We start from the raw sequence: 25,959 nt of genomic DNA, 5'->3' as shown, positions 1-25,959 counted from the left end.
ACGGGCTACGAACTGTGCAAAAAAGATAGTTTTTCCTAGGACGCTTTCGTCCTTCGTCAAAACTCCTATTTTTGCTTTGTTCGTTTAACGCCCTTAATATCTTATAGTTATGAACATCTACGATCAATTACAGGCGGTGGAGGACCGCTATGAGGAACTTGGTGAATTGTTGTCTGACCCTGATGTGGTCAGCGATACCAAGCGTTTTATGGAGTTATCTAAGGAAGAAGCTGCGACTCGTGATACAGTAACAGCCTACCGCGAATATAAGACTGTACTTCAAAACATTGTCGATGCAGAAGAGATGATTAAAGAATCTTCTGGGGATGCTGACTTGGAGGAAATGGCTAAGGAAGAACTCAAACAAGCTAAAGCTGACAAAGAGGCTTACGAAGAAAAGCTGAAAATCCTTCTTTTACCAAAAGACCCTAACGATGACAAAAACATCATCTTGGAAATCCGTGGTGCCGCAGGTGGTGATGAAGCTGCCCTATTTGCTGGAGACCTTTTGACCATGTATCAAAAGTATGCAGAAGGTCAAGGCTGGCGTTTTGAAGTCATGGAGGCTTCTTACAATGGTGTCGGCGGTATCAAGGAAGTGGTTGCCATGGTCTCTGGTCAATCCGTTTATTCAAAACTCAAGTATGAATCAGGAGCTCACCGTGTTCAACGTGTCCCTGTGACAGAAAGCCAAGGTCGTGTCCACACCTCAACAGCAACTGTCCTCATCATGCCAGAAGTTGAAGAAGTGGAATATGACATCGATCCAAAAGATCTTCGTGTCGATATTTACCACGCATCTGGTGCTGGTGGACAGAACGTCAACAAGGTTGCAACTGCCGTGCGTATCGTTCACTTGCCAACCAATATCAAGGTAGAAATGCAAGAAGAACGGACCCAGCAGAAAAACCGTGAAAAGGCCATGAAGATCATCCGTGCCCGTGTTGCGGACCATTTTGCACAGATTGCCCAAGATGAGCAGGATGCAGAGCGTAAATCAACCATTGGTACTGGTGACCGTTCAGAGCGTATCCGTACTTACAACTTCCCACAAAACCGTGTGACAGACCACCGTATCGGCTTGACCTTGCAAAAGCTGGATACTATCTTGTCAGGTAAGATGGACGAAGTCGTAGATGCCCTTGTTCTCTACGATCAGACGCAAAAACTAGAAGAGCTTAACAAATAATGAATTACGCTCAATTATTTGCAGCATACGAAGAACAATTAGTCGCAATTGGTGAAGAGGCAGAATCCCTGTCCTTCACCTTTCGTGGCTTAAAGGGACTGAACTTTACGGAATTTCTTTTACTCCTCCGTCAAGAAGTCACATCGGCCGACAAAGAAGAGATTGATACTATTTTTCAGCAACTTTCCCAGCACCGACCTGCCCAGTACATTATCGGCAAGGCTGATTTTCATGGCTTGGAGTTCGCGGTAGATGAGCGAGTCTTGATTCCAAGACCTGAAACGGAAGAATTAGTCGATTTGATTTTGCAGGAAAATAGCAGAGCAGGTTTGCGAATCTTAGATATCGGTACAGGAAGCGGTGCCATAGCTATTTCCCTTGCAAAAGCTAGACCTGATTGGGAAGTGGTTGCGGTTGATATTTCAAAGGATGCCCTAGCAGTGGCTCAGGAAAATGCAAGAACCAACCAAGTCTCTGTTCACTTTCTAGAATCGGATGTCTTGCAAGCAGTGAAAGGGCAATTTGACATCATCGTTTCCAATCCGCCCTACATCTCACCAGATGACACAGATGAAGTTGGACTCAATGTATTGACTTCTGAGCCACATCTGGCCTTATTTGCGGAAGAAGATGGTCTGGCTATTTATAGACAAATTGCGGAGCAAGCAGGGTCATTTTTGAAGAAAAATGGGAAACTCTACTTTGAAATTGGCTATAAACAAGGACAAGACCTAACCGACTTACTTGCTCTGCATTTTCCAAAAAAGCGAATTCGAGTCCTCAAAGACCAATTTGGACAGGATAGAAAGGTCGTAGCGGATGACAATGGAGAAACTCCGAAAAATTCTAACTAGTGGAGGGGCTGTCGTTCTTCCCACTGAGACAGTCTACGGACTGTTTGCCCAAGCCTTGAATGAAGAGGCGGTCAATCGTGTCTATCAGTTGAAACAGCGCCCTAGGGACAAGGCAATGAACTTAAATGTCTCAAATCTGAACGATATATATTTTTTCAGTCAAAATACTCCCTTTTTTCTGGAAAAACTGTATAATAGGTTTATGCCAGGACCACTAACGATTATCCTAAAAGCGAATGATAATGTTCCTTTTTGGGTTAATTCTGGACTGGATACCGTTGGATTTCGTGTACCTAATCACGTAAAAACCTTACAATTGATTTCTGAGACTGGTCCACTTATTGGACCGTCCGCCAATATTTCAGGAAATGAAAGTGGCAAGAAGTTTTCGGACATCCAGGCACAATTTTCAGTTGATTTACCTGGCATTGAGGACGACCAATCCTTGACAGGCATTGATTCAACGATTTTGGACCTTTCTGGACAGAAAGCGCGAATTTTGCGTCAAGGTGCAATAAGTCGTGAGCTCATTCAAAAAGAAATACCTGAAATTGAATTCGAGGATTGAAGAATGATTTGAGTAGATGAATGGGTCTATTCACATATTTAAACCATCATTTATATCTAAGAAAACCAATTATAAGTTTTTTGATAACACTAGGGATGCCAATCTGACAAGTCGCATAACCATTACATCAAGCACTAATAAAGGAGTACCGCATATGATTTTTGATAAAGTTGACTTTAAAGACTTCGATAAAGAAGTTTGGAATGCTATCAAGGCAGAGGAAAATCGCCAACAAAACAATATTGAATTGATTGCGTCTGAAAACGTTGTATCAAAGGCTGTTATGGCTGCTCAAGGTTCTATTTTGACCAATAAATACGCAGAAGGCTATCCAGGTCGTCGTTACTATGGCGGTACGGAATGCGTTGACGTAGTTGAAAGTTTAGCTATTGAACGTGCTAAAGAAATCTTCGGTGCAAAATTTGCTAATGTTCAGCCACACTCAGGAAGCCAGGCCAATTGTGCTGCCTACATGGCCTTGATTGAGCCAGGAGACACTGTTATGGGAATGGACTTAGCAGCAGGTGGTCACTTGACTCACGGTGCATCCGTTAGCTTCTCAGGACAAACTTATAACTTTGTCGCTTACAATGTCGACGAAGAAACTGGCTTGCTTGATTATGATGCGATTTTAGAGCAAGCAAAAGAAGTACAACCAAAATTGATTGTAGCAGGTGCTTCAGCCTATGCCCGTACAATTGACTTTGCTAAATTCCGTGAGATTGCTGATGCAGTTGGTGCAAAATTGATGGTGGATATGGCACATATTGCTGGACTAGTAGCTGCTGGCCTCCATCCAAACCCGGTTCCGCATGCTCATATCACTACTACAACAACACATAAAACTCTTCGTGGACCTCGTGGTGGTTTGATTTTGACCAATGATGAAGAGCTCATCAAGAAAATCAACTCAGCTATTTTCCCTGGAATTCAAGGTGGTCCACTAGAACATGTCATCGCTGCCAAAGCTGTGTCTTTCAAAGAAGTTTTGGACCCAGCTTTCAAAGACTATGCTCAGAAAGTGATTGAAAACAGCAAGGCCATGGCCGAAGTCTTCCTTGCTAACCCAAACTTTAAAGTCATCACAGGAGGAACAGACAACCATCTCTTCCTTGTTGACGTGACCAAAGTTGTTGAAAATGGTAAAGTTGCTCAGCATCTCTTGGATGAAGTAAATATTACTCTCAATAAAAACTCAATTCCTTACGAAAAACTCTCACCATTCAAAACAAGCGGTATCCGTATTGGCTCTGCGGCCATTACTGCTCGCGGTTTTGGAGTAGAGGAAGCTCGCAAGGTTGCACAACTAACTATCAAAGCACTTGAAAATGCAGAAAATGAAACCGCTCTTGAGGAAGTCCGTCAAGAAGTGCGTGCTTTGACAGATCAATTCCCACTTTACGAAGGTTTATAATGGATATATTTGTAAAAAAAGCCATCATACATCAATTTAGTCCTGATGATACAGAGCTGGTCCTTGCCGACCAGCTTTTGACTGTTAGCCCCAAAATAGAAGAATATTTGCGCAAAAAAATTGAACGTGTTTTTTCCGATGAGGCTAAAACAGGTCAATTCAATTCTGAGAATCCCTTTCTAGATTATCTAAAGGCTGATTTGTTGTCGAATTCAGTAAAGATCGCCAATCTCTGGAAAGAAGAATTTTCCATTTCTGAAAATTTAAAAACCAATGACCTCATTTTCATCGAGTTTGAGCGAAATGGCGTTGAACATTTTGCCTTTTTGAGAATCTCACTACGTGAAAATCTCGCCCACGTTGGTCTGGAAAGTGGAAGTCCTTTAAAAATCACCCAGAATAATTTACCTGGAGCAGGCTCTGCACCTGATGAAGCCTTGATTGTCAATCTTCAATCTAACAAGTACCACTTGATTGAAAAGCGAATCAAGCATAATGGAGCCTTCCTCAATTATTTCTCAGATAATCTTCTGCAAGTTACACCAGCTATTTCTGCAAAGAAATCAATCAAAGCAGTAGAGCAAACTGCACAGAAGATTGCTGACAATTTCCATCAAGGCGATTTTCAATTTCAATCGAAAGTCAAGTCAGCTATTTTTAACAATTTGGAAGAAGATAATGAGCTTTCACCTGAAAAATTGGCTGATCAGTTATTCGATAACAACCTGACCGCACGCTTAAATTTCGTTGATCAACTGAAAGAGATCATACCGGATAAGATTTCATTTGATGAGATTGATAGTAGTCGTCAACTTAAGAAATTTGAAAACCAAAAGCTTTCTTTATCAAATGGCATTGAGTTGATTGTACCTAACGCAATCTATGAGGATGCTGAATCTGTTGAATTTATTCAAAATGATAACGGAACCTATTCGATTCTCATCAAAAATATTGAAGATATAAAGAGTAAGTAAATGAAAAAACTGAGACGCATTCTAGTGATTCTTTTATTGATTTTTCTTGGCTATAAAGGTTTCCAAACCTATCACGCTGTCAAGCAAGTAATGGCCTATCAATCAATGGTACAAGAAGTACTAGCTGAAAATGATACACCTGCCAATGAAGAATTGGTTTTGGCCATGATTTATACAGAAACAAAAGGATTAGAAGCTGATGTCATGCAATCTAGTGAGTCCGCAACTGGTTATACGAATACAATTACAGATAGTAAAGAAAGCATTCGTCAAGGTGTAATCTATCTCACTGAAAATTTGCGACTGGCAGAAGAAAAAGGGGTAGAAGTTTGGGCCGCTGTTCAAGCCTATAATTTTGGGCCGGCCTATATTGACTATATCGCAGAACATGGTGGAGAACATACGCTAGCCTTGGCAAAAGAATATTCGAAGACTGTTGTTGCTCCTAGTTTGGGTAATACAACAGGAGAAACCTATACCTATTATCATCCTTTGGCATTACTTAGTGGTGGAAAATTATATGTAAATGGCGGCAATATTTATTATGCAAGACAGGTTCAGTTCAATATGCGACTCATGCAATTTTTTAATTTTTTCTGATGACATACAAAAACTCGTTGACGTTCAATGAGTTTTTTGTTTATCCCAAAATAGTTATCGGTAACAAAATTTTTCATAAAGTAGCATAAATTGCCAGTAAAACCGTATACAGAGCGGTTTTTCATGATTTTTTAGCTGTTTGAAATTAACCTACAAATATGATACTATCATTTTGCAACCGTTTGCATTTGGCAAAATGAATTAATTTTGAAAGAAAGGAGAGTATTCATTCCTCTACAGTTGATTGCTAGGTTCGAAGTCATCAACTGTAGATATATATTTTCAAGAAAATGCAAACGTTTTCTTATTATTTTTTAGGAGGTTTATATGGCTTATCAAAGTCAAAGTAAGAGAAAACTATCCAAATTGGTAAAAAAAGGGGTTAGTATTACCCTGATTTTATCCATGTTTGCTGGAATTGAACAGGTATTCACAAACACTACAGTAAATGGTGAAACAATCGTTGCCAGCTCCAACCAGCAAGTTTCAATGAAAGATGGGACTATCTTGCATGCTTGGTGTTGGTCGTTTAATGCTATCAAAGAAAATATGGCAGCCATTAAAGAAGCAGGCTATACAAGTGTTCAAACATCCCCAATTAATGCTGTAGTTGTTGGGAATGGTGGAGATAAGAAATTTACAGAGCAATGGTATTATCATTATCAACCAACCGCCTATACGATTGGTAACTATCAGCTTGGGACTGAAGCTGAATTTATCGAGATGAATCGTGTCGCAGAGCAGTATGGTATAAAAATTATAGTTGATGCAGTACTGAATCATACTACTTCTGATTATAATGCGATCTCTTCAGAAGTTAAATCCATTACAAAATGGACTCATGGAAATACTTTAATTGAAAACTGGGGGAGTCGTTGGGATGTAACTCAAAACGCTCTGCTTCAGCTCTGGGAATGGAATACACAAAATCCAGAAGTACAACAGTATTTGTTGAAATTCTTAAAAAATGCAGTTGCTGATGGAGCGGATGGATTTCGTTATGATGCTGCAAAACATATCGAATTACCAGGAGAATATCCTAACGAATTTGGTAGTAATTTCTGGAATGTTATCTTGAACAACGGTACTGAATTTCAATATGGTGAAATATTACAAGATAATATTTCACGTGATGCAGATTATGCGAACTTGATGAGCATTACTGCATCCGAATACGGACACTCTATCCGAGAAATGCTCCGCAATCGAAATGCCAATGCTGGGAATCTTGGAAATTACAGAGCAGGAGTCGATCCATCTAAACTCGTACTTTGGGTCGAATCTCACGATACATATGCAAACGGAAAAACGGATAGTGAATCCGAATCAGCTTGGATGAGCGATGAAGATTTGAAACTTGGCTGGGCAATGATTACTGCACGCGCCAAAGGTACACCTCTATTCTTCTCACGTCCAGTTGGTGGCGGTAATGGTGTCCGTTTCCCTGAACAAACTAAAATCGGTGATGCGGGTAGCAATCTTTATAAAGACCCTACGATTGTAGCAGTAAACAAATTCCATAATGCTATGGTTGGTCAATCAGAATATATTCGTAACCCGAATGGTGATACAACCGTTGCCATGATTGAACGAGGCACTCAAGGCGCAGTAATTGCAAACCTTTCCGACAGTGAGAAAAGCTTAAATACTGAGACTAAATTGGCGAATGGAACCTATAAAGACCAAATTTCTGGTAAAACCTACACTGTTTCGAACGGACGGTTAAGCGGTTCTATTGCGAGACGATCAGTATTAGTATTAACAAATGGTGAAAGTTTTGATAATTTAGCATCCTTGTCAGTTCAAGGATATCAAGAAGGTAGCCATACTTTCTTGACAGATACCTTAAATCTTACATTACAAACTTCCAATACGAGTGAGGCTACCTATTCTGTCAATAATGGCGCTCCAATTAAATTTGAAAATGGAAAGGTCATTACAATCGGAAGTCAAGTGCAATTTGGTGAAACAGTAACGGTTACATTATCTGCTAAAAACACTAAAGGTCAGACAGTTCAATCCGTTTATCGCTTTACAAAAGAGGATCCGAATGCCAATACAACCATCTATTTTGACAATCCTGAAAATTGGAATCAAGTATATGCCTATATGTATAGCGGGACAGATACCGTTCTCCTGAACAAATGGCCTGGAACTGCTATGAGTAAAGATAGTGCAACGGGCTATTACACGATTACCGTTCCAAATTCATTTATCAGCAAAGGCGCTAAGGTATTGTTCACTAACAATCAAGGTGCTCAGTATCCTCAGAGTGTGGGATTTGAAGTAAAAACAAATAGTCTATATTCTCGTGATGGCTTTGTAAAAGTTGTTGAGAAACAAATTACTGAACCTGCAGTGATTGGATTAAAAGATCAAACAACAACTGAGATTACTATTACAGATGCTATTGAGTTGATTTTACAAGCTAGTCACGTAACGGATGCGACCTATCAGATGAATGATGGTGATGCAGTTTCCTTTAATGATGGGGACAACTTGACACTAGGACAAGATCTGAAAAATGGTGAATCGTTGAGCTTGACGCTATCAGCAAAAGATTCAGCTGGTGAATTAGTGACGAAAGTATATACTATCACGAAGAAAGTAACAGATGTACCTAGTGAACCAACAGAAGAACCAGCCACCCAAACAACCATACGCTTTGAAAATCCAGATAAATGGACAGATGTCTTTGTTTATATGTATAATGCCAAAGGTGATAAATTGTTGGGCGCATGGCCAGGAACTAAGATGGAAAAAGATGGTACAGGTCTTTTCGCCATCACTCTTCCAACATCATACGAGACTGATGGCGTTAAAGTACTCTTTTCTAACAACAAAGGAGCGCAGTATCCACAATCCGTTGGTTTTGAATTTAAATCAGGCGGAACATATTCTAAAGATGGTTTAGTTGCCGAACAACCTGCTAGTGAGTTCAAAGAAGAAAGTGAAGAGCTTCCAATCCCATTTGAAACAGAGTATGTAGACAATCCTGAACTTGAAAAAGGACAGAAAGTAACTCGCATTGAAGGTCAAGACGGAGTGAAGACAATAACTTACCGTTCAGAGTACATTGGTGATCAACTTGTTTCTAAGACAAAAATCAGTGAAACAGTTAGCAAAGAGCCAGTAACACAAGTGGTTGAAGTCGGTACAAAAGTCCCAGACATTGAGCAACAAATTGCCAACCGTGTTTACTTCAACAACTCACAAGGTTGGTCTAAGGTCTACGCCTATGTTTATGATAATAAAGGTGTACCACTCGTTGGAAATTGGCCAGGTAAAGAAATGAGTCAAGATGAGTACGGATATTATATTGAACTTGGTGAAGAATTTGCAGGTGGTAAAGTAATTTTCAATAATCCTGATACGAAAGTTCAATTCCCAGCACAAAATAAACCTGGCTATGATTTGGAACTTGGCCAAGTCTATGAAATAGACGGTAGCCATAGAGCCGTTTTACCAGAACCAGTTGCCGAAGGCTTTACTCGTATTTCCTTTGAAAATCCTGGTGGATGGAGTGCTGCAAATGTCTATGCCTATTATGGTAATCCAATTCAAATGCCTTTGGGAGCTTGGCCTGGTCAAGCTATGCTGAAAGATAGCAAAGGTCACTTCTATATCGATTTACCAGAAGAATATGCAAATTCTAATGTAAAATTATTATTTAATAAACCAAATTCTACTATTCAATTCCCTGTCTCAGTTGGTTTTGATTTTAAAGTAGATGGCCATTATTCCAAAGATGGTCTAAAATAAGTGTGTTTCCTTCCTAAAGAATAAGGTCCCCTGTCGATAGGGGATCTTATTTTGTACTCTGTGTTTTTCCATTCTATTCAAAAAAGTAGTATAATATAGAAATAGGAGAAGGAATGATGAAACGAAATGTATTGATTACAGGTGCAAGTAGCGGAATTGGTAAAGCAATCGCATATGCTTTTGCAGAAAGCGGAGATCATCTGGTTATTACCGGACGCAGATTTGGCAAACTAGAAGAAATTAAACAGGATATTGAAAAGCAATTCCATGTCCGAGTATCCATTTATTCATTTGATATTACGAATATGGAGCAAACAATCATAAATTGTCAAAAAATCTTAGAAGAAGTTGGACAAATTCATATTTTGGTAAACAATGCTGGCCTGGCATTGGGATTGGACAAATTCCAAGATTATGATTTGACAGATATGATGACGATGATTGATACCAACATTAAAGGCCTTTTAACAGTCACTCGACAATTATTGCCACAGATGGTTAGCAACAATGAAGGCCATATTATCAATATTGGATCAACGGCCGGTATTTATGCCTATGCAGGAGCTGCTGTCTACGCTGCAACCAAATCAGCTGTCAAGGTGCTTTCAGACGGTATTCGTATTGATACGATTGATAAAAATATCAAGGTAACTACCTTACAACCAGGTATTGTTGAGACTGATTTTAGCCAAGTTCGTTTTCATGGAGATAAGGAGAGAGCAGCGACGGTTTATCAAGGGATTGATGCTTTGCAAGCTAGCGATATTGCACAATGTACTCTATTTGTTGCCAATCAACCTGCACACGTTCAGATTTCTGATATGACTATTATGGCAACCAAACAGGCAACTGGATTTACTATTCACAGAGAATAGGAGGACGGCATGTCAAAGAGAATTTTATGTATGATTCTGGGTGTGATTACAGCTTTTGTACTTTCAGCTTGCAATGCCAGTCAGACGTCTACGACATCGTCAAACACTGCTTCATCAACAAGCCAATCCTCAAGCACGAGTAACTCATCTACCAGTCAGAAAGACATTCTTCCAATTTCGATAGATATAGATGCTTTGATGCAGGGAAATTACGACAGTATTCTTGGTACTTGGCAGAATGCCCAAGGAGATTCCTTGATATTTAATAGCAAGGGCTTGGTCACAGAAAATCGTGCTTTGCTTGGACGCGGAAAAATTATGGACGGGGTATTTGAAACAGGCTATGTAGATGCAAAAATTGGAGATGTAACATTACTGATGGTTCCGGGAGGAACTCAATTGAGTGCAACCTACCTAACAACTGGTACAGATACATCTGACTCCACACGTGATAGAATGATAGTGATAAGCTCGGCGTCTGCAGATTCAATGGAAGTCTATTATCGTCTATCTCAATCAGCTGATAGTGGTATTGATCCGTTAAAGAATACTGAAACTGGGATTCAGCTGGAAAGTGGTCCCAAGACGATTGAATACGCAAACGCTATTTTAGGTGAAAATAACTGGCATGTGATTGAGGGAAATTACACCCGCACAGAATCTATCCCATACAATGTTATAGAGGGGGATGACGACAGTCGGTATACTGTCTATCAGAATGGGGTTATTATCAATGCTAATTATCAAATTGTCTACCAACCATAAGAAAATTTTGGAGGTTAACACATGACTTTTACTTCTTTTGAACCAACACGCAATGTACAAGATTTTCATTTGCCTATTATGATGGGCTTGATGTGATTGATCAACTAAAACCAGGAACACCAGTGGAATTAGTAGAGGAGCCTTCTAACCCATATGATTCTGAAGCGGTGGCAATCTTTTATCAGGGTACCAAATTAGGTTATATTCCATCTGATAAAAATTCTTTGATCAGCCGATTGATTTACTTTGGACATGGAGATATTCTTGAGGATCGTATTCAAATGTCTAACACAGAGAACCATCCAGATCGCCAATTTCGCGTAGCTGTGAAATTAAAAGACAATCGTCGGAAATAAGAGCTGTCCATCGATACCTTATTTCAAACGGAGCTGCGCTTTTTGTTTTTGATTTTCAATGATACTTATAAAGGCTGCAAACTCGTCGTCTAGACGTTGTTGGTAAGCCTTATTTTTTATTGTTAGCTGGTCTAGAAAAACTGGATAGGAGCCTTTCTTGTACAATTCACCTTGGAAGAAGTAGCGGTCCGACAGTTTATCAACAGAAACAAGTGAGGAACGCCAGCGACTTTTTCGAGAGTGGGAGGGTTTCCAGGATATTTTTAGTTGTTTTTCGTAAAAATACCATCCCATGATATAAATCTTAGTTACTTGCTTTCGTTTTATGTCTTGATAGAGGCAGGGAACAGCATAAACATTTCCATTTCTTGTTTTCAAAAAGGGATGAAAATCTTTTATTTTTTCATATTCTTTTCTAGGAATGACTTTTAATTGATTGTCTTTAATAGTAGATTTATCATCAACAGTGTATGAGTAGCGGTAGGGATCATAAACTGTTGCTTGTTCACGTGATCGATATCGCTCTGCTATTGACTTAAAAATAGGTAATTGTCCATGGCTTTCCATCAAATGCGAGAGACTGACTCCTCGTTGATTAGTATTTTTCATTACTTCAAGGACTTGACAGGTAGACCATGCAGAAACAGGAATTGCTCCCAAACCGATTAACAGATGATCATTCTGAAAATGACTAGCAAATCTAGCTTCCTTAGTCTTTCCGGTCTCACTTTTTAAGTCGACAAAAACAGGCTCCTTATCCTGTTTAAAAACAAGTATATAATTGTCTGTGGTGTGCTCAAGTCTCTTCACAGGAACCGAATAAAAATGATGAAAATTTGGTAATCCTAATAGTTTTCCAAGCGTTAATGTTTTCATACAATTAGTATAACAAAAATGAATGTTCAAATCTACAAAAAAGTTTAATACGTTAAACCCAAGAGTGGTGTTCAAGATTCTACCAGTATTTTGGGATGATAGATTTCCTTTGATTGGGTAGTGTGAGGCTGGTTTTAATTGTTGTTTAGTCGAATGAAGAGCTTTTGGAGCTTGAAATTTTGGTGCAGGTAGCTAGAGTAGCCTTGAGGTTTTTCTAGGTTGGAAATATGACTTGCGAAACTAGTCACTTTCATAGTGTATTAATTCAGACGACTATGTTTTTCCATAATATAGTCGAATGAATTAGCTTTCAGACAAGGAACTGAGGCGCAGGCTGTACTAGAGTACGGCAAGGCGAAAGTGACGATGTATGAAAGCTAATTAAAATGACTATAAAACCCTTACTAGGTCGAGGTTCCTAATAAGGGTGTAAGGGGTATTTGATGAAGCTATTTTTTCTTTTGTTTCGTTAGGTTTAATCCAAAGGGAACCAGATTTTCTTCTTTACGAAGAATTCGATTGATATTTTCTTTATGACGGATAATCACAAAGAGTCCGAGAAAGACAATAATCAGTGTAAATAACCAGTCATATTCATTAAAGAGGAATCCAAATGCTGGAAACACTAAGACTCCCAAAATGGCTAAGGCGGCTGAAAAGACACTGGAGAAAGAGACCATAGACGTCAAATAAAGAGATACTGTGAAAATGATTACTAGATAGAGGCAAAATGCAGGTGCAACTCCCAAAAGCATTCCTGCAGACGTAGCAACAGCCTTACCACCCTTAAATTGAGCAAAAATAGGGAAGGTATGTCCTAGAACAGCTAGAAGACCGAAAACGATTGGTGAAATGTCTTGCACATGGAAGAGAATAGGTAAAAGGGCTGCTAAGGTTCCTTTTAAGAAATCGACAATAAATACAACTGTCCCTGCTTTTGGTCCCAGAATCCGAAATGTATTAGTTGTTCCCGTATTGCCAGATCCATGGTCACGAATATTGATATTAAAAAACGCTTGACCAATCCAAAGACCAGATGGAATTGAGCCTAATAAGTAGGCAGTAATGAATAGTAATACAATCTTTAACATAGTTTCATTATAGCATATTTTTTATCAAGAATTTTGAATTGGACACGAATTATCTTGTTGCACCGGAAAAGAACAGAAATATTTTGCAAAAATACAAAAAAACTTGTAATATAGAAAAGATGATAAGTATGGAGGTCAAATTTGGCTAAGAAAGAGATTGATATTAATAATTATAACGATGATGCCATTCAGGTCTTGGAAGGGTTAGATGCTGTTCGTAAACGTCCCGGCATGTATATCGGATCAACAGACGGCAACGGTCTACACCATATGGTTTGGGAGATTGTCGATAATGCGGTAGATGAAGCATTGTCTGGATTCGGGAATAGAATTGAAGTAACGATTCATAAAGATGGAAGTTTATCCGTAACAGACTGTGGTCGCGGTATGCCAGTTGGTATGCATGCTACAGGCAAGCCAACGGTTGAAGTCATCTTCACCGTTCTCCATGCAGGTGGTAAGTTTGGCCAGGGTGGGTATAAAACGTCAGGTGGTCTGCATGGGGTTGGTTCTTCTGTGGTCAATGCCCTATCTAGTTGGTTAGATGTGGAAATTACCCGTGATGGTGCAGTTTATAAACAACGCTTTGAGCAGGGAGGTAAGCCTGTTACTACCTTGAAAAAAATTGGTAGTGCACCAAAATCAAAAACAGGTACCAAAGTTACCTTTATGCCTGACGGTACCATTTTCTCTACAATTGATTTTAAATTTAATACCATTGCAGAGCGGTTGAAGGAATCTGCCTTCTTGCTCAAGCAAGTGACGATGACCTTGAAAGATGAGCGCACTGGTGAAAAAGAAGAGTATCACTACGAAAATGGTGTTCAGGATTTTGTATCTTATTTAAATGAAGACAAGGAAACTCTGACACCAGTCCTCTATTTTGAAGGTGAAGAATCTGGTTTTCAAGTACAAGTAGCCATGCAGTACAATGATGGCTATTCAGATAACATACTCTCATTTGTAAACAATGTTCGTACCAAGGATGGTGGTACTCATGAGACAGGATTGAAACTTGCTATTACCAAGGCTATGAACGACTATGCCCGCAAGACCAACTTGCTCAAGGAAAAGGACAAGAACTTGGAAGGCTCTGACTACCGTGAAGGCTTGTCAGCTGTCTTGTCAGTTCTCGTCCCGGAAGAACATCTTCAATTTGAAGGTCAAACTAAAGATAAACTTGGAAGCCCGCTTGCCCGTCCAATTGTAGATGGAATCGTTTCAGAGAAATTAACGTTCTTCCTTTTGGAAAATGGTGAATTAGCTTCAAATCTAGTTCGTAAAGCCATTAAGGCGCGTGACGCCCGCGAGGCTGCGCGTAAGGCACGTGACGAATCCCGAAACGGTAAGAAAAATAAGAAGGATAAGGGTCTTCTGTCAGGTAAGCTAACTCCAGCCCAGTCTAAAAATCCAGCCAAAAACGAACTCTATCTGGTCGAGGGAGATTCAGCCGGAGGCTCTGCCAAACAAGGCCGTGACCGCAAGTTTCAAGCCATCCTACCTTTGCGTGGTAAGGTTATCAATACCGCCAAGGCAAAAATGGCGGACATCCTCAAAAACGAAGAAATCAACACCATGATTTATACAATTGGTGCAGGTGTTGGATCAGACTTTACGCTGGAAGATGTTAACTATGATAAGATTATTATTATGACCGATGCGGATACAGATGGTGCCCATATTCAAACGCTTTTGTTAACATTCTTTTATCGCTATATGAGACCCTTAGTAGAAGCAGGGCGAGTTTATATTGCATTGCCTCCTTTATATAAGATGTCTAAAGGAAAAGGGAAGACAGAAAAGATTGCCTACGCTTGGTCTGATGGAGAGCTAGAAGATCTCCGCAAGGATTTTGGCAAAGGCTCTACCCTCCAACGCTATAAAGGTCTTGGTGAAATGAATGCTGATCAGCTCTGGGAAACGACTATGAACCCTGAGACTCGAACCTTGATTCGTGTGACGATTGAAGATTTGGCGCGTGCGGAACGCCGTGTATCTGTCCTTATGGGGGACAAGGTCGAGCCACGCCGTAAGTGGATTGAAGACAATGTTAAGTTTACATTGGAGGAAGCGACAGCTTTTAGTAAATAGGTGTAGAACTTATGGTTAGAAAAAACTATTTTGAAATACTTAATAATATGCAGTTTGATCCAAGTGTAGAATACAAAAATCTTTTACAACTTCTTTCATCAAATGGATTGTTTGAGGAATTAGTAGATAAATTTCTAAGTTATAGAAATCGTAAAACATTTATAAGTCTTGATAAATTCCTAGAATTTTGTTTATCACAAGCAGATAATGAATTAGAGAGACTTTTAATTTTTTCTGAAATTTTAAATGACATCTTACCAATCGTAAGTCCATTTAATCCCTATTATAAAAATGATATATATGCTATTCGAGAAAATATTGAAAGTTTTCTAAATTCTATTAACCATGAATTTATTGAATTAGAAAATGGTAACCAAATCATCGTTGAAAAGAATGTGTATGCTTCGCAGGTATCTCAAATCATTTCTGAAACTAATATTCATGAAGCTATAAAAGTTTTAGAATATAATCATTTTGCTAATAAAGGCAATGTTGAACGTAAGAGAGAAATTTTGATATCTTTAGCGAAATATCTTGAACCTTTAAGAAATGAACTTAATTCTTCTGAAGAATTGAAAGAAGTCTTGAAAATAAACAATGGGAAAATTTCAGCTGTTGACAAACTTTTTGAAATGTATAATCAGTTTGGTTTACGACATAACAATAGCAAGCAATACCATAATAGTATGACAGAAGAAGAGTGTGAACGATGGTATGATGATATTTATACATCGACATTGTTTGTTGTTTTAAGTTTGGATGAGGCTCAGATTTTATCGCGATTGAATCTATTAAAATCTAAATGAAAATCACTCAAACCTTGAGGATTTGTAAATCTAGCATAAACAAATGATGTGAGGTGTTTTATGCCACTAAGAGTAAAATTAACTGACGGTTTTCAAAAACGGTTGTCTGAATGGGCTCGAAAGCGCAAGCCATTTAAAAATAAACAGGAGTTGGAAGAGAAATTTGACCAAGCATTGAAGATTTGGCAATCTTACAAAACTCGGCAACATGCAGAAAACTTGCTATCTGAGCAAGGAAAATTAGAACATTTTTTACATAGCACGGAACGGAAACTGTCTCGTATGCCTTTTGGTGGAGATAAGTTTGCGGCTATTCCAGGCTTGATTTCCATGGTGCGAAGCTATATCCGTAGAGATTACAGCAAGTTACCCAAAGGGACAATCCTCGCAATTATAGGTGCTTTGATTTATTTTTTCAGTCCTATTGATGCCTTACCAGATTTCATCCTTGGAGCAGGTCTACTTGACGATGCCTTTGTCCTTAATGCCTGTTTGAAATTAATCAAAACAGATGTCGATGACTTTAGAAGCTGGCAAGCAAGCCAGTGGAAAGTGGATGAGTAGCTCTGCTATTTTCAAAAGGAGAAAGAAGATGTTAGAGAAAGTTGAACGCTTAATAAGTGAAATTAACCGTATTCATCTGGAGTATTCAAAGGATTATTTAGAAACTGGTAAGGTTGAAAAGGTCAATCTCAAACATACCTTTGCAAAGGTTCCAACTCAACCTATTCTGGCTTATCGGCTCAACTTACACGAATCTATCAATGACTACTTGATGCGTGCCGATGTCAAGGATATTGCCTATTTTTATCGTGTCAAAACATCGGAATCGATTTTGGATAAGATTGAGCGTTTTAAGGAGAGAAGCGAGGGCTATCCTGTCAACTCCATTCTCAATGATATTTTCGGTGCTCGTATGATTCTAACTTCTGAGGAAATTGCTGAGGTCATGGAGCGTCTGGATGACTGGCAGGAACAATATGGTCTGAAAAACTGGTATCTGCGTGATAAAGACGGCTATGTTGGTATTCATATCTATTTCAAGAATAAGAGCAATTTTTACTATCCGTGGGAACTGCAACTGTGGGATGAGAAGGATGTAGAAGGCAATATTGCCAGTCATATCAAGTATAAGAGGAAGTTTGTGAAGTAAGTCGAGGTAAATTTTTCTCTTTTCAAAACAATGTGAAAGAAAGGAATGTTCAGTTAGCTTGTTTAACTGAATGCGGGACCGAATCGTCCCTTTGTATCTTAATTTATGTCTAACATTCAAAACATGTCCCTTGAGGACATCATGGGAGAGCGTTTTGGTCGCTACTCCAAATACATTATTCAGGAGCGGGCTTTGCCGGACATTCGTGACGGTTTAAAGCCCGTGCAACGTCGGATTCTTTATTCCATGAATAAGGACGGCAATACGTTTGACAAGGGCTACCGCAAGTCCGCCAAGTCAGTCGGAAATATCATGGGGAATTTCCACCCGCACGGGGATTCCTCTATTTATGATGCCATGGTCCGCATGAGTCAGGACTGGAAAAATCGCGAGATTTTGGTGGAGATGCACGGAAACAACGGTTCCATGGACGGCGATCCACCTGCGGCGATGCGTTACACCGAGGCTCGCCTGTCGGAAATGGCAGGTTATTTGCTGGCCGACATCGAGAAAAAGACAGTACCATTTGCCTGGAACTTTGACGATACGGAAAAAGAACCAACTGTGCTACCAGCTGCCTTCCCCAATCTCTTGGTTAATGGGGCGACAGGAATTTCAGCTGGGTACGCGACTGACATCCCGCCGCATAATCTGGCGGAGGTCATCGATGCCGTTGTTTACATGATTGATCATCCGACTGCTAAGTTAGAAAAGCTAATGGAGTTCTTGCCTGGACCAGACTTTCCAACAGGTGCCATTATCCAAGGGGCTGACGAAATCAAGAAAGCCTATGAAACTGGAAAGGGCCGTGTCGTAGTCCGTAGCCGTTGTGACATTGAACAACTGAAGGGTGGAAAGAAACAGATCATTGTGACGGAGATTCCGTACGAAGTAAATAAGGCTGTTCTGGTTAAAAAGATTGATGATGTCCGTGTCAACAACAAGGTGCCTGGAATTGCTGAGGTACGTGACGAGTCAGACCGTACAGGTCTGCGGATTGCCATTGAGCTGAAAAAAGACAGCGATGAGCAAACCATTCTCAACTATCTCTACAAATACACCGACCTGCAAATTAATTACAACTTCAACATGGTGGCGATTGATAATTTCACACCGCGTCAGGTCGGCTTGCAGAAGATACTGTCTAGCTATATTGCCCATCGCCGTGAGATTATCATTGCTCGTTCTAAGTTCGACAAGGAGAAGGCAGAGAAACGTCTTCACATAGTTGAGGGTTTAATTCGTGTCATTTCCATCTTAGATGAAGTTATTGCTCTTATCCGTGCATCTGAAAACAAGGCTGACGCCAAGGAAAATCTGAAAATCAGCTATGACTTCAGCGAGGAACAGGCAGAAGCTATCGTAACCTTGCAACTCTACCGCTTGACCAATACCGACATTGTGACCTTGGAAAATGAAGAAGCAGCCCTACGCGAGCAAATTCAGACCTTGGCAGCCATTATTGGCGATGAGCGGACCATGTTCAATCTCATGAAGAAGGAACTGCGTGAGGTCAAGAAGCAGTTTGGTAACCCTCGGTTGAGTGAATTGCAGGTTCAGGCAGAAACGATTGAGATTGATACTGCAAGCCTTATTGTCGAAGAAGAAACCTTTGTGAGCGTGACAAAGGCAGGTTACATCAAACGGACAAGTCCTCGTTCTTTCAATGCCTCAACGCTAGAAGAAATGGGCAAGCGAGATGATGATCAGCTGATTTTCTTGCAGAATGCAAAGACAACTCAGCACCTCTTGCTCTTTACTAATCTTGGAAATGTCATCTACCGACCTGTTCATGAGTTGACAGATATTCGTTGGAAGGACATTGGTGAACACCTGAGCCAGACCTTGATGAACTTTGATACCGATGAAGAGGTTATCTTTGCTGAATTGGTTGAGAATTTTGATGAGGGGACTTATTTCGCGGTAACTAAATTTGGCCAAATTAAACGTGTAGAGCGGAAGGAGTTTGCTCCATGGCGGACTTACAAGTCTAAGTCAACCAAGTATGCCAAACTCAAAGATGCCGAAGATGTGGTTATTACTGTATCGCCTGTAGTTTTGGATGATATCATGCTCATCACTGAGAAAGGCTACGCTCTGCGATTTAACATCGAAGAAGTGCCAATCATCGGTGCCAAGGCAGCTGGTGTCAAGGCGGTCAACCTCAAGGATGGGGATGTGGTGGCTGCGGCCTTTATCAGCAATACCAGCTCCGTCTATATTCTGACCCAGCGTGGTAGCTTGAAGCGGATGGCGACGGAGGAAATCCCTGTGACCAGTCGTGCCAAGCGTGGTTTGCAGGTGCTTCGCGAACTCAAGGCTAAACCACACCGTGTCTTTGTGGCGGGTCCTATTTACACGGAAAATAGCGGTGCGGTCCTCGATTTGTTTACTTCAGAAGTAGAGACGACAGACCAGCAGATACTCGTCATCACCTCTACAACGGGTCAAGTTATCGAGAAAAATCTTGCGGACTTATCCTTGTCTGAACGGACCAGCAATGGCTCCTTCGTTAACGATACTATTTCCGAGCAGGAAGTTTTCGCGGCGACGATTAAGGATTAGCCGTGCCAATCATGTTAAAAAGTAAGAACCTGTATTCACAAGCAAGGTATACTGAGCTGTGAATATAGGTTTTAAGAATAAGAAAGGAAAAGAAGATGAGTGTAGATCGTTTTATTGATTTTTTTATTCCAGAACATTATGACCTCTTTTTAGATATTTGTCGGATAGACAAGACTTTCACTGGTAAGGTCAGCATTCAGGGAGAGGCATGTCAGCAACGTCTGTCCTTCCATCAGAAGAATTTAACCATTTCTTCTGTGCGTGTCGGAGAACAGGCTGTAGCCTTTGAATTGGATGTGGAAAAAGAGGCTGTTTCTTTTGATAGTCCAGTTGTAGGGCAGGTTCTTGTTCAGATGGAGTTTTCTGGAACCATTACCGACAACATGACAGGGATCTACCCGTCTTATTACAAGATTGATGGTCAGACTAAAGAAATTATTTCAACCCAGTTTGAGAGTCATTTTGCTCGTGAAGCTTTCCCGTGTATTGATGAGCCTGAGGCCAAAGCGACATTTGATTTTTCGGTAATATTTGACCAAGAAGAGGGTGAAATAGCCTTGTCCAATATGTCTGAAAAGAATGTGGCAGAGCGCCAAGAAACAGGGGTTTGGACCTTTGAAACAACTCCACGCATGTCCTCTTATTTGTTGGCCTTTGCTTTGGGAGACCTGCATGGTAAGACAGTCAAAACTAGCAAGGGAACAGTGATTGGTTCCTATGCGACCAAGGCTCATCAGTTGAGCGAATTGGATTTTTCATTGGACATTGCCAAACGCGTTATTGAATTTTACGAAGATTATTTTGGTGTGGCTTATCCTATTCCTCAATGTTTGCACGTTGCCTTGCCTGACTTTTCAGCGGGTGCAATGGAGAACTGGGGCTTGATTACCTACCGTGAAGTTTACTTGCTAGTGGATGAAAATTCAACCGTTACTGCCCGTCAGCAGGTTGCGCTGGTCATTGCCCATGAAGTAGCCCATCAATGGTTTGGTAACTTAGTGACCATGAAGTGGTGGGATGACTTGTGGTTGAATGAATCTTTTGCCAATATGATGGAATACGTGGTGATTGATGCTATTGAACCGACTTGGAATATCTTTGAAGATTTCCAAACGACTGGTGTGCAGGCGGCTCTGAAACGCGACGCGACAGATAGTGTGCAGTCCGTTCATGTGGAAGTTCATCATCCAGACGAAGTCAATACGCTCTTTGATGCGGCGATTGTCTACGCTAAAGGAAGCCGTTTGATGCACATGTTGCGCCAGTGGCTAGGTGATGAAGCCTTCCGCGCAGGCTTGAAAATATATTTTGAGCGCCACCAATATGGAAATACACAGGGTAGTGACCTCTGGAATGCTCTTTCTGAGGCATCCGGTCGCGATGTGGCAGCCTTTATGGATTCGTGGTTGGAACAACCGGGTTATCCTGTTGTGAAACTGGCTGTCGAAGGGGAGGAATTGGTCATTTCACAGCAACAATTCTTCATCGGAGAGCACCAAGATAAGGGACGTTTGTGGCAAATTCCGCTCAATGCGACATGGGAAGAAGTGCCAGATACGTTGGTTGAACCAGAAATCCGCATTGCCAACGCCGGTCAACTGATTAGCAAGCAGTCGCAACCCTTGCGCTTGAATACTGGCAATACTGCCCACTATCTGGTGGATTACCAAGGCAATTTGTTTGATAACTTATTACATTCTTGGGAACAGCTGGATAAGATTTCTAAATTGCAAGTTTTACATGAGCGTCGTCTCTTGGCAGAAGCTGGTGTGATTTCCAATGCAGTTTTGGTGGACTTGATGGCACCGTTGACAAATGAAACAGACTATGCTGTTTTGGATGCCATCTTGTATTTGGTGGCAGGAATTCGTCGTTTTGTCGATGAGGGAACCGTGGCTGATGACCAATTTAAGAAACTGGTGCAGAAGCTCTTCGTAAAACAATATGACCGCCTTGGTTTTGAGAAGAAGGATGGCGAAACGGATGAGGATGAGTTGATTCGTGAGTACGCTCTTTCACAAATGATTGCCACCGACCATGCGGATGTTATTGAGCAAGCACAGGCTATTTATCAAGACTATAAAGACCGGATTGCAGAAATGCCAGCTGGTATTCGTCCTTATGTCTTAGCTAACCAAGTCAAACGGTTTGAGACTGATGGTTTGGTGGAAGAATTGCTCAACCTTTATGCCGGCAGTAATGATCCGGTTTTGAAACAGCACTTGCTAGCTGCCATTGTTGAAACCAAACAGGACGCTAGTCTGGACTTGATTTTGTCTGTCTTGAAGAATAAGGATGTCGTGAAACCGCAGGATTTGGCAGCTTGGTATGGAAGTTTGTTACGGAAAGAATTTGCACAGGAAAAAGTTTGGACTTGGGCACGCAACGAGTGGAACTGGATCAAGCAAGCATTGGGTGGGGACATGAGTTTTGACCACTTTGTGCTGATTCCAGCAGCAATCTTTAAAACAGACATCCGTCTAGCTGAGTACAAAACTTTCTTTGAGCCACAATTGGATGATATGGCGCTCAGTCGCAATATTCAGATGGGTATTCGTGACATCGAGTCCAGAGTACAACTGATTGTCAAGGATAAGGACGCTGTAATTGGAGCGATTCAAACTCAAACAGAGTCAGTATAGAAAAATGAAGAAGTGTCTCGTGATGGAGATACTTTTTTTTCAAAAACAATCGTCATTTGCAGATTTTTGAATTCACTTGTCTCCATTGACTAGTTTTTTCTGTTATACTGGTGTTAGAAAGTACAGCCTAAGATGACATGTGTGATGGAAGAAGGCGGTTTAGGTGAGATAATGAAAAAGTTGTTTACAGCTCTAGTGGCAGTGGTAGGGATTAGTTTCTTGTTGTTTTATGGTTTTAAGCTCTTTAATGGGACGGATTATCATGAAGAGGACGGTACCAATACCAACGCGGCGAGCAAGGAGCAGGATGAATTTTTTGCGGAATTGGAAGAATATTATCCAGATTTATTTAACGTTATTTCTAAGGACCGTGAGACCTACGTGGTTCCGGGTCTTGTTCAGACAGAAAGTGTGCAAGCCAAAGGTGAGGACAAGGGAGATGCTGACCAAACGGAAGATATGACACCGCAGGGACTGAGCTTTGCAGAGAATTTTGTCATTATTTCTGCCTATAGTGCGAGTTATTCTCATAATTCCGTCCTCTGGTTCTTGAACCGTGAGTCAGGTGATTATCTCAAGACGATTGTTCTGCCAACGACTAGCCATGTCGGCGGAATTGCCTATGATACACAACACGAGCGTTTGTGGATTACAACAACGGATAAAGACAGTAGTTCTCAGATTTCAGCTTTGGACTTAGAAACCTTGGAGCAAGAAGATTTCAGCAAATCTCAAAAAGAAGTGACGTTTGACCAACAATATGATCTGGACAATATTGAAAAATCATCCTACATGTCTTATTATGACAATCATCTGCTTGTTGGTTATTTTGATAAGGATGAGAAGGGTCATTTGGGAATTTTTGATTTGGACAATCAAGGTTTGCTCTTCCGGAAAAAAGAAGGCAACGACGGTTATCAGCCCAAGCGCGTGATTGATACTTTGAAAAAAATTCAAGGCGTGGCTGTCGGGGACAAGGAGATAATTTTTTCGCAGTCCTATGGCAAGGATGATTCTAAACTTCTCTTCTTTGCTTTTGATAATCTGGATAATCTTGGGCATCTGGATCAAGAAAAGGATATTGAAAAAGATTTGACTGCGCCTCCTTATATGCAGCAAATTGTTGCGGAGGAAGATGGACTTTATCTCTTATTTGAATCTTCTGCCTTTAAATACCGGCTCAATCCAACGGTCACATCGGTAGACCGTGTACTAAAAATCAATGTTGATTGATAGAAAGTAGTGAAAGATTTAGTTATCAAGAAAGGATAGTGGATGAAAGCAATAAAAACATTTTTTAGGATAAAAATCTATCTCTGGGTCATGATTGGCCTGCTCTTAGCCTTGCTTGGCATGTGGGCAGTTGGCTATAGTAGAGGAGCTGGAAATCAATCTTCTGAGCGCACAATTAGCTCGACAATACAGTCTGTTGAGAAGGTCAATGAGCTTGTTTTTCTGACAACAGGGATTGAGACGGTCATTACAGAAAAGAACCGTACAGAAATTTTCGGCAAAGAAGTGCCTTTTACAGAAAAATCAGCGCTGATTATTTTGCGTTACAAGGTAAAATTTGGTATTACGGATCCTGTTTCGATTGAACAAATAGGAGACAATCACTATCAAGTCCGCATTCCCAAGTTTCGTGTGGTCGGCTTTGCATTGAGCGAAATTCCCTATACTTTATACGATAAAAGTGGTGAAATATTGAGTTTGCTAACAGAAGAAGTAGACACTGGATCAGTTCTAACGGAACAATTCAAATCCAAGGAACAAGAAAAGGTCCTGCAGACCTATAATGAGGATATTCAGAGTTCAGCAATGAGTTACTACATCAATTTATTTAGGGCGATTTCGCCAGACATAAAGCTAGAATTTATTTTTGCGGTCTAATTTCTTAGATTGCCGAAATTTTCTGAATTTTTCTTGAAATTCATCACCAAAAGTAGTAGAATAGTAAAAAATAAATTGGAGATGACCTATGACAGTAACTATTGACTGGGAGAATTTAGGATTTTCCTATATGAAATTACCTTATCGTTTTATTGCTTATTACAAAGACGGTCATTGGAATAATGGTGAATTGACAGAGGATGCAGAATTACATATTTCCGAAAGTTCACCTGCTCTACACTATGGTCAACAAGCATTTGAAGGTCTTAAAGCCTATCGAACTAAGGAAGGGAAGTTGCAACTTTTCCGTCCAGATCAAAATGCTGAGCGTTTGCAACGAACCGCTGACCGACTTCTTATGCCTCAAGTTCCAACAGAATTATTTATTGAAGCTTGTAAGCAAGTGGTGAAAGCGAATGCTGATTATGTCCCACCATATGGAACTGGCGGAACGTTATATCTACGACCGCTTTTGATTGGTGTTGGTGACATTATTGGGGTTAAGCCAGCTGACGAATATATCTTTACTGTCTTTGCTATGCCAGTTGGAAACTACTTTAAAGGTGGATTAGCTCCAACCAATTTCCTTATTCAAGATGAATATGACCGTGCTGCCCCGAATGGTACAGGAGCGGCAAAAGTTGGCGGGAACTATGCGGCTTCATTACTGCCAGGGAAGTATGCAAAAAATCAAGGATTTTCAGATGTTATCTACCTGGATCCAGCTACTCACACGAAAATTGAAGAAGTTGGGTCAGCTAACTTCTTTGGTATCACAGCTGAAAATGAATTTGTTACGCCAGTTTCACCATCTATCCTACCTTCAATTACCAAGTATTCTCTTCTTTACTTAGCAGAAAAACGATTGGGATTAAAAGCAATTGAAAGGGAAGTCTTTGTGGATGAACTAGATGATTTTGTTGAAGCAGGAGCCTGTGGAACCGCCGCTGTTATTTCCCCAATTGGTGGTATCCAAATCGGTGATAAATTACATGTGTTCCACAGTGAAACAGAGGTTGGTCCTGTAACCCGCAAACTTTATGAAGAATTGACAGGAATTCAGTTTGGTGATATTGAAGCACCAGAAGGTTGGATTGTTGAAGTGGAGTAAAATTAATAAATAAAACTAGGTAAACGTATACTCTCTATTGTTGGTAATTAATTTACAAATACAATAGAAGAATTTGTTACGGTTACCTAGTTTTTTTGAAATTTATCTATTTTTATGAATTATTCAAGACTTGTTATATTATATTAAATCATTGGTTCTTTCTCCCTTAAAACTATACTTAGCTTTTTGTGAAATTAATAATTTAAATATTTTATATTTCAAATTAATACTTAACAAAAATCAAAAATAGCGTTATAATAGTATTATGACAAAAGAACTTACCCAGACACAAGTTGAAGAATTAAAGCAAGCACTTAAAGATAAAAATAATGCTCCGCATCATAGAAAAATACAAGCACTCATTCTTTATTCTGAAT

20 protein-coding genes and 1 pseudogene are annotated in these 25,959 nt (G+C 40.2%); 19 read left to right on the top strand and 2 right to left on the bottom strand.

Translation table 11 applies throughout. The features are described 5' to 3' along the window. Positions 1-109: 109 nt before the first annotated feature. From prfA to K6V43_RS00060, 10 genes and pseudogenes are all read left to right on the top strand, one after another. The gene (gene prfA, locus K6V43_RS00105) at positions 110-1,189 is read left to right on the top strand and encodes a peptide chain release factor 1 (protein WP_015646857.1); all 1,080 of its coding nucleotides are present in this window, start codon (positions 110-112) and stop codon (positions 1,187-1,189) included. Next, on the top strand, positions 1,189-2,043 hold the full coding sequence (prmC, locus tag K6V43_RS00100; RefSeq protein ID WP_222381018.1) for a peptide chain release factor N(5)-glutamine methyltransferase: 855 nt from the start codon (positions 1,189-1,191) through the stop codon (positions 2,041-2,043). The genes prfA and prmC overlap by 1 nt, the downstream gene beginning before the upstream one ends. Beyond that, the gene (locus K6V43_RS00095) at positions 2,009-2,611 is read left to right on the top strand and encodes an L-threonylcarbamoyladenylate synthase (RefSeq protein ID WP_172019231.1); all 603 of its coding nucleotides are present in this window, start codon (positions 2,009-2,011) and stop codon (positions 2,609-2,611) included. Before prmC ends, K6V43_RS00095 begins: the two co-directional genes overlap by 35 nt. Positions 2,612-2,765: 154 nt before the next feature. Beyond that, a complete protein-coding gene (glyA, locus tag K6V43_RS00090) occupies positions 2,766-4,025 on the top strand; it encodes a serine hydroxymethyltransferase (RefSeq protein ID WP_024396510.1) in 1,260 nt (419 codons plus the stop codon). Beyond that, a complete protein-coding gene (locus K6V43_RS00085; protein ID WP_222381016.1) occupies positions 4,025-4,999 on the top strand; it encodes a nucleoid-associated protein in 975 nt (324 codons plus the stop codon). The genes glyA and K6V43_RS00085 overlap by 1 nt, the downstream gene beginning before the upstream one ends. Further along, entirely contained in the window at positions 5,000-5,599 is a 600-nt protein-coding gene (locus tag K6V43_RS00080) for a lysozyme family protein (protein ID WP_172019228.1), read from the top strand. It begins immediately after the preceding gene. A gap of 327 nt (positions 5,600-5,926) precedes the next feature. Next, a complete protein-coding gene (locus K6V43_RS00075) occupies positions 5,927-9,361 on the top strand; it encodes a starch-binding protein (RefSeq protein WP_222381014.1) in 3,435 nt (1,144 codons plus the stop codon). 116 nt (positions 9,362-9,477) lie between these two features. After that, positions 9,478-10,236, top strand: coding sequence for an SDR family NAD(P)-dependent oxidoreductase (locus K6V43_RS00070; protein ID WP_222381098.1), 759 nt, complete (start codon positions 9,478-9,480; stop codon positions 10,234-10,236). Positions 10,237-10,245: 9 nt separating this feature from the next. Then, a complete protein-coding gene (locus tag K6V43_RS00065; RefSeq protein ID WP_222381012.1) occupies positions 10,246-11,001 on the top strand; it encodes a DUF6287 domain-containing protein in 756 nt (251 codons plus the stop codon). A 21-nt stretch (positions 11,002-11,022) separates the two neighbouring features. Beyond that, a pseudogene (locus K6V43_RS00060) lies at positions 11,023-11,357 on the top strand (HIRAN domain-containing protein). Positions 11,358-11,375: 18 nt separating this feature from the next. Here K6V43_RS00060 and K6V43_RS00055 read toward each other — a convergent pair. Together K6V43_RS00055 and plsY are read right to left on the bottom strand one after the other, a co-directional pair. Further along, a complete protein-coding gene (locus tag K6V43_RS00055) occupies positions 11,376-12,233 on the bottom strand; it encodes a hypothetical protein (RefSeq protein ID WP_261311733.1) in 858 nt (285 codons plus the stop codon). Positions 12,234-12,682: 449 nt separating this feature from the next. After that, positions 12,683-13,324 carry a glycerol-3-phosphate 1-O-acyltransferase PlsY gene (gene plsY / locus K6V43_RS00050; RefSeq protein ID WP_160863509.1) on the bottom strand — a complete coding sequence of 214 codons (642 nt, stop codon included), beginning with the start codon at positions 13,322-13,324 and terminating at the stop codon, positions 12,683-12,685. Positions 13,325-13,465: 141 nt separating this feature from the next. On the opposite strand from plsY, the gene parE reads away from it, so the two are divergent. The 9 genes from parE to K6V43_RS00005 all read left to right on the top strand — a co-directional run bounded on the left by parE (position 13,466) and on the right by K6V43_RS00005 (position 25,582). Next, positions 13,466-15,415, top strand: coding sequence for a DNA topoisomerase IV subunit B (gene parE, locus K6V43_RS00045; RefSeq protein ID WP_222381008.1), 1,950 nt, complete (start codon positions 13,466-13,468; stop codon positions 15,413-15,415). Positions 15,416-15,426: 11 nt separating this feature from the next. Then, a complete protein-coding gene (locus K6V43_RS00040; RefSeq protein WP_172006407.1) occupies positions 15,427-16,221 on the top strand; it encodes a hypothetical protein in 795 nt (264 codons plus the stop codon). Between the two features lie 60 nt (positions 16,222-16,281). Then, positions 16,282-16,785: a DUF1232 domain-containing protein gene (locus K6V43_RS00035; protein ID WP_172006408.1), complete on the top strand. Its 504-nt coding sequence runs from the start codon at positions 16,282-16,284 to the stop codon at positions 16,783-16,785. A 28-nt stretch (positions 16,786-16,813) separates the two neighbouring features. Next, positions 16,814-17,374 carry a RelA/SpoT-related domain-containing protein gene (locus tag K6V43_RS00030; RefSeq protein WP_172006409.1) on the top strand — a complete coding sequence of 187 codons (561 nt, stop codon included), beginning with the start codon at positions 16,814-16,816 and terminating at the stop codon, positions 17,372-17,374. A 105-nt stretch (positions 17,375-17,479) separates the two neighbouring features. Then, positions 17,480-19,939, top strand: a complete 2,460-nt coding sequence (gene parC / locus K6V43_RS00025) for a DNA topoisomerase IV subunit A (RefSeq protein WP_222381006.1) — start codon at positions 17,480-17,482, stop codon at positions 19,937-19,939. A 95-nt stretch (positions 19,940-20,034) separates the two neighbouring features. After that, a complete protein-coding gene (locus K6V43_RS00020; protein ID WP_222381005.1) occupies positions 20,035-22,581 on the top strand; it encodes a M1 family metallopeptidase in 2,547 nt (848 codons plus the stop codon). A 171-nt stretch (positions 22,582-22,752) separates the two neighbouring features. Then, positions 22,753-23,814: a hypothetical protein gene (locus K6V43_RS00015; protein ID WP_024404633.1), complete on the top strand. Its 1,062-nt coding sequence runs from the start codon at positions 22,753-22,755 to the stop codon at positions 23,812-23,814. Between the two features lie 42 nt (positions 23,815-23,856). After that, positions 23,857-24,471, top strand: a complete 615-nt coding sequence (locus tag K6V43_RS00010; RefSeq protein WP_024404634.1) for a DUF4230 domain-containing protein — start codon at positions 23,857-23,859, stop codon at positions 24,469-24,471. Positions 24,472-24,559: 88 nt separating this feature from the next. Next, positions 24,560-25,582 (top strand): branched-chain amino acid aminotransferase, encoded by a 1,023-nt coding sequence (locus tag K6V43_RS00005; protein ID WP_024404635.1) that lies wholly within the window; start codon positions 24,560-24,562, stop codon positions 25,580-25,582. Positions 25,583-25,959: the final 377 nt, after the last annotated feature.

It is taken from the genome of Streptococcus suis (assembly GCF_019794615.1).
Lineage (GTDB): Bacteria > Bacillota > Bacilli > Lactobacillales > Streptococcaceae > Streptococcus > Streptococcus suis_AI.
The sequence above is the reverse complement of the archived record's forward strand: the minus strand, read 5'-3'. Positions and strand labels throughout refer to the sequence as shown.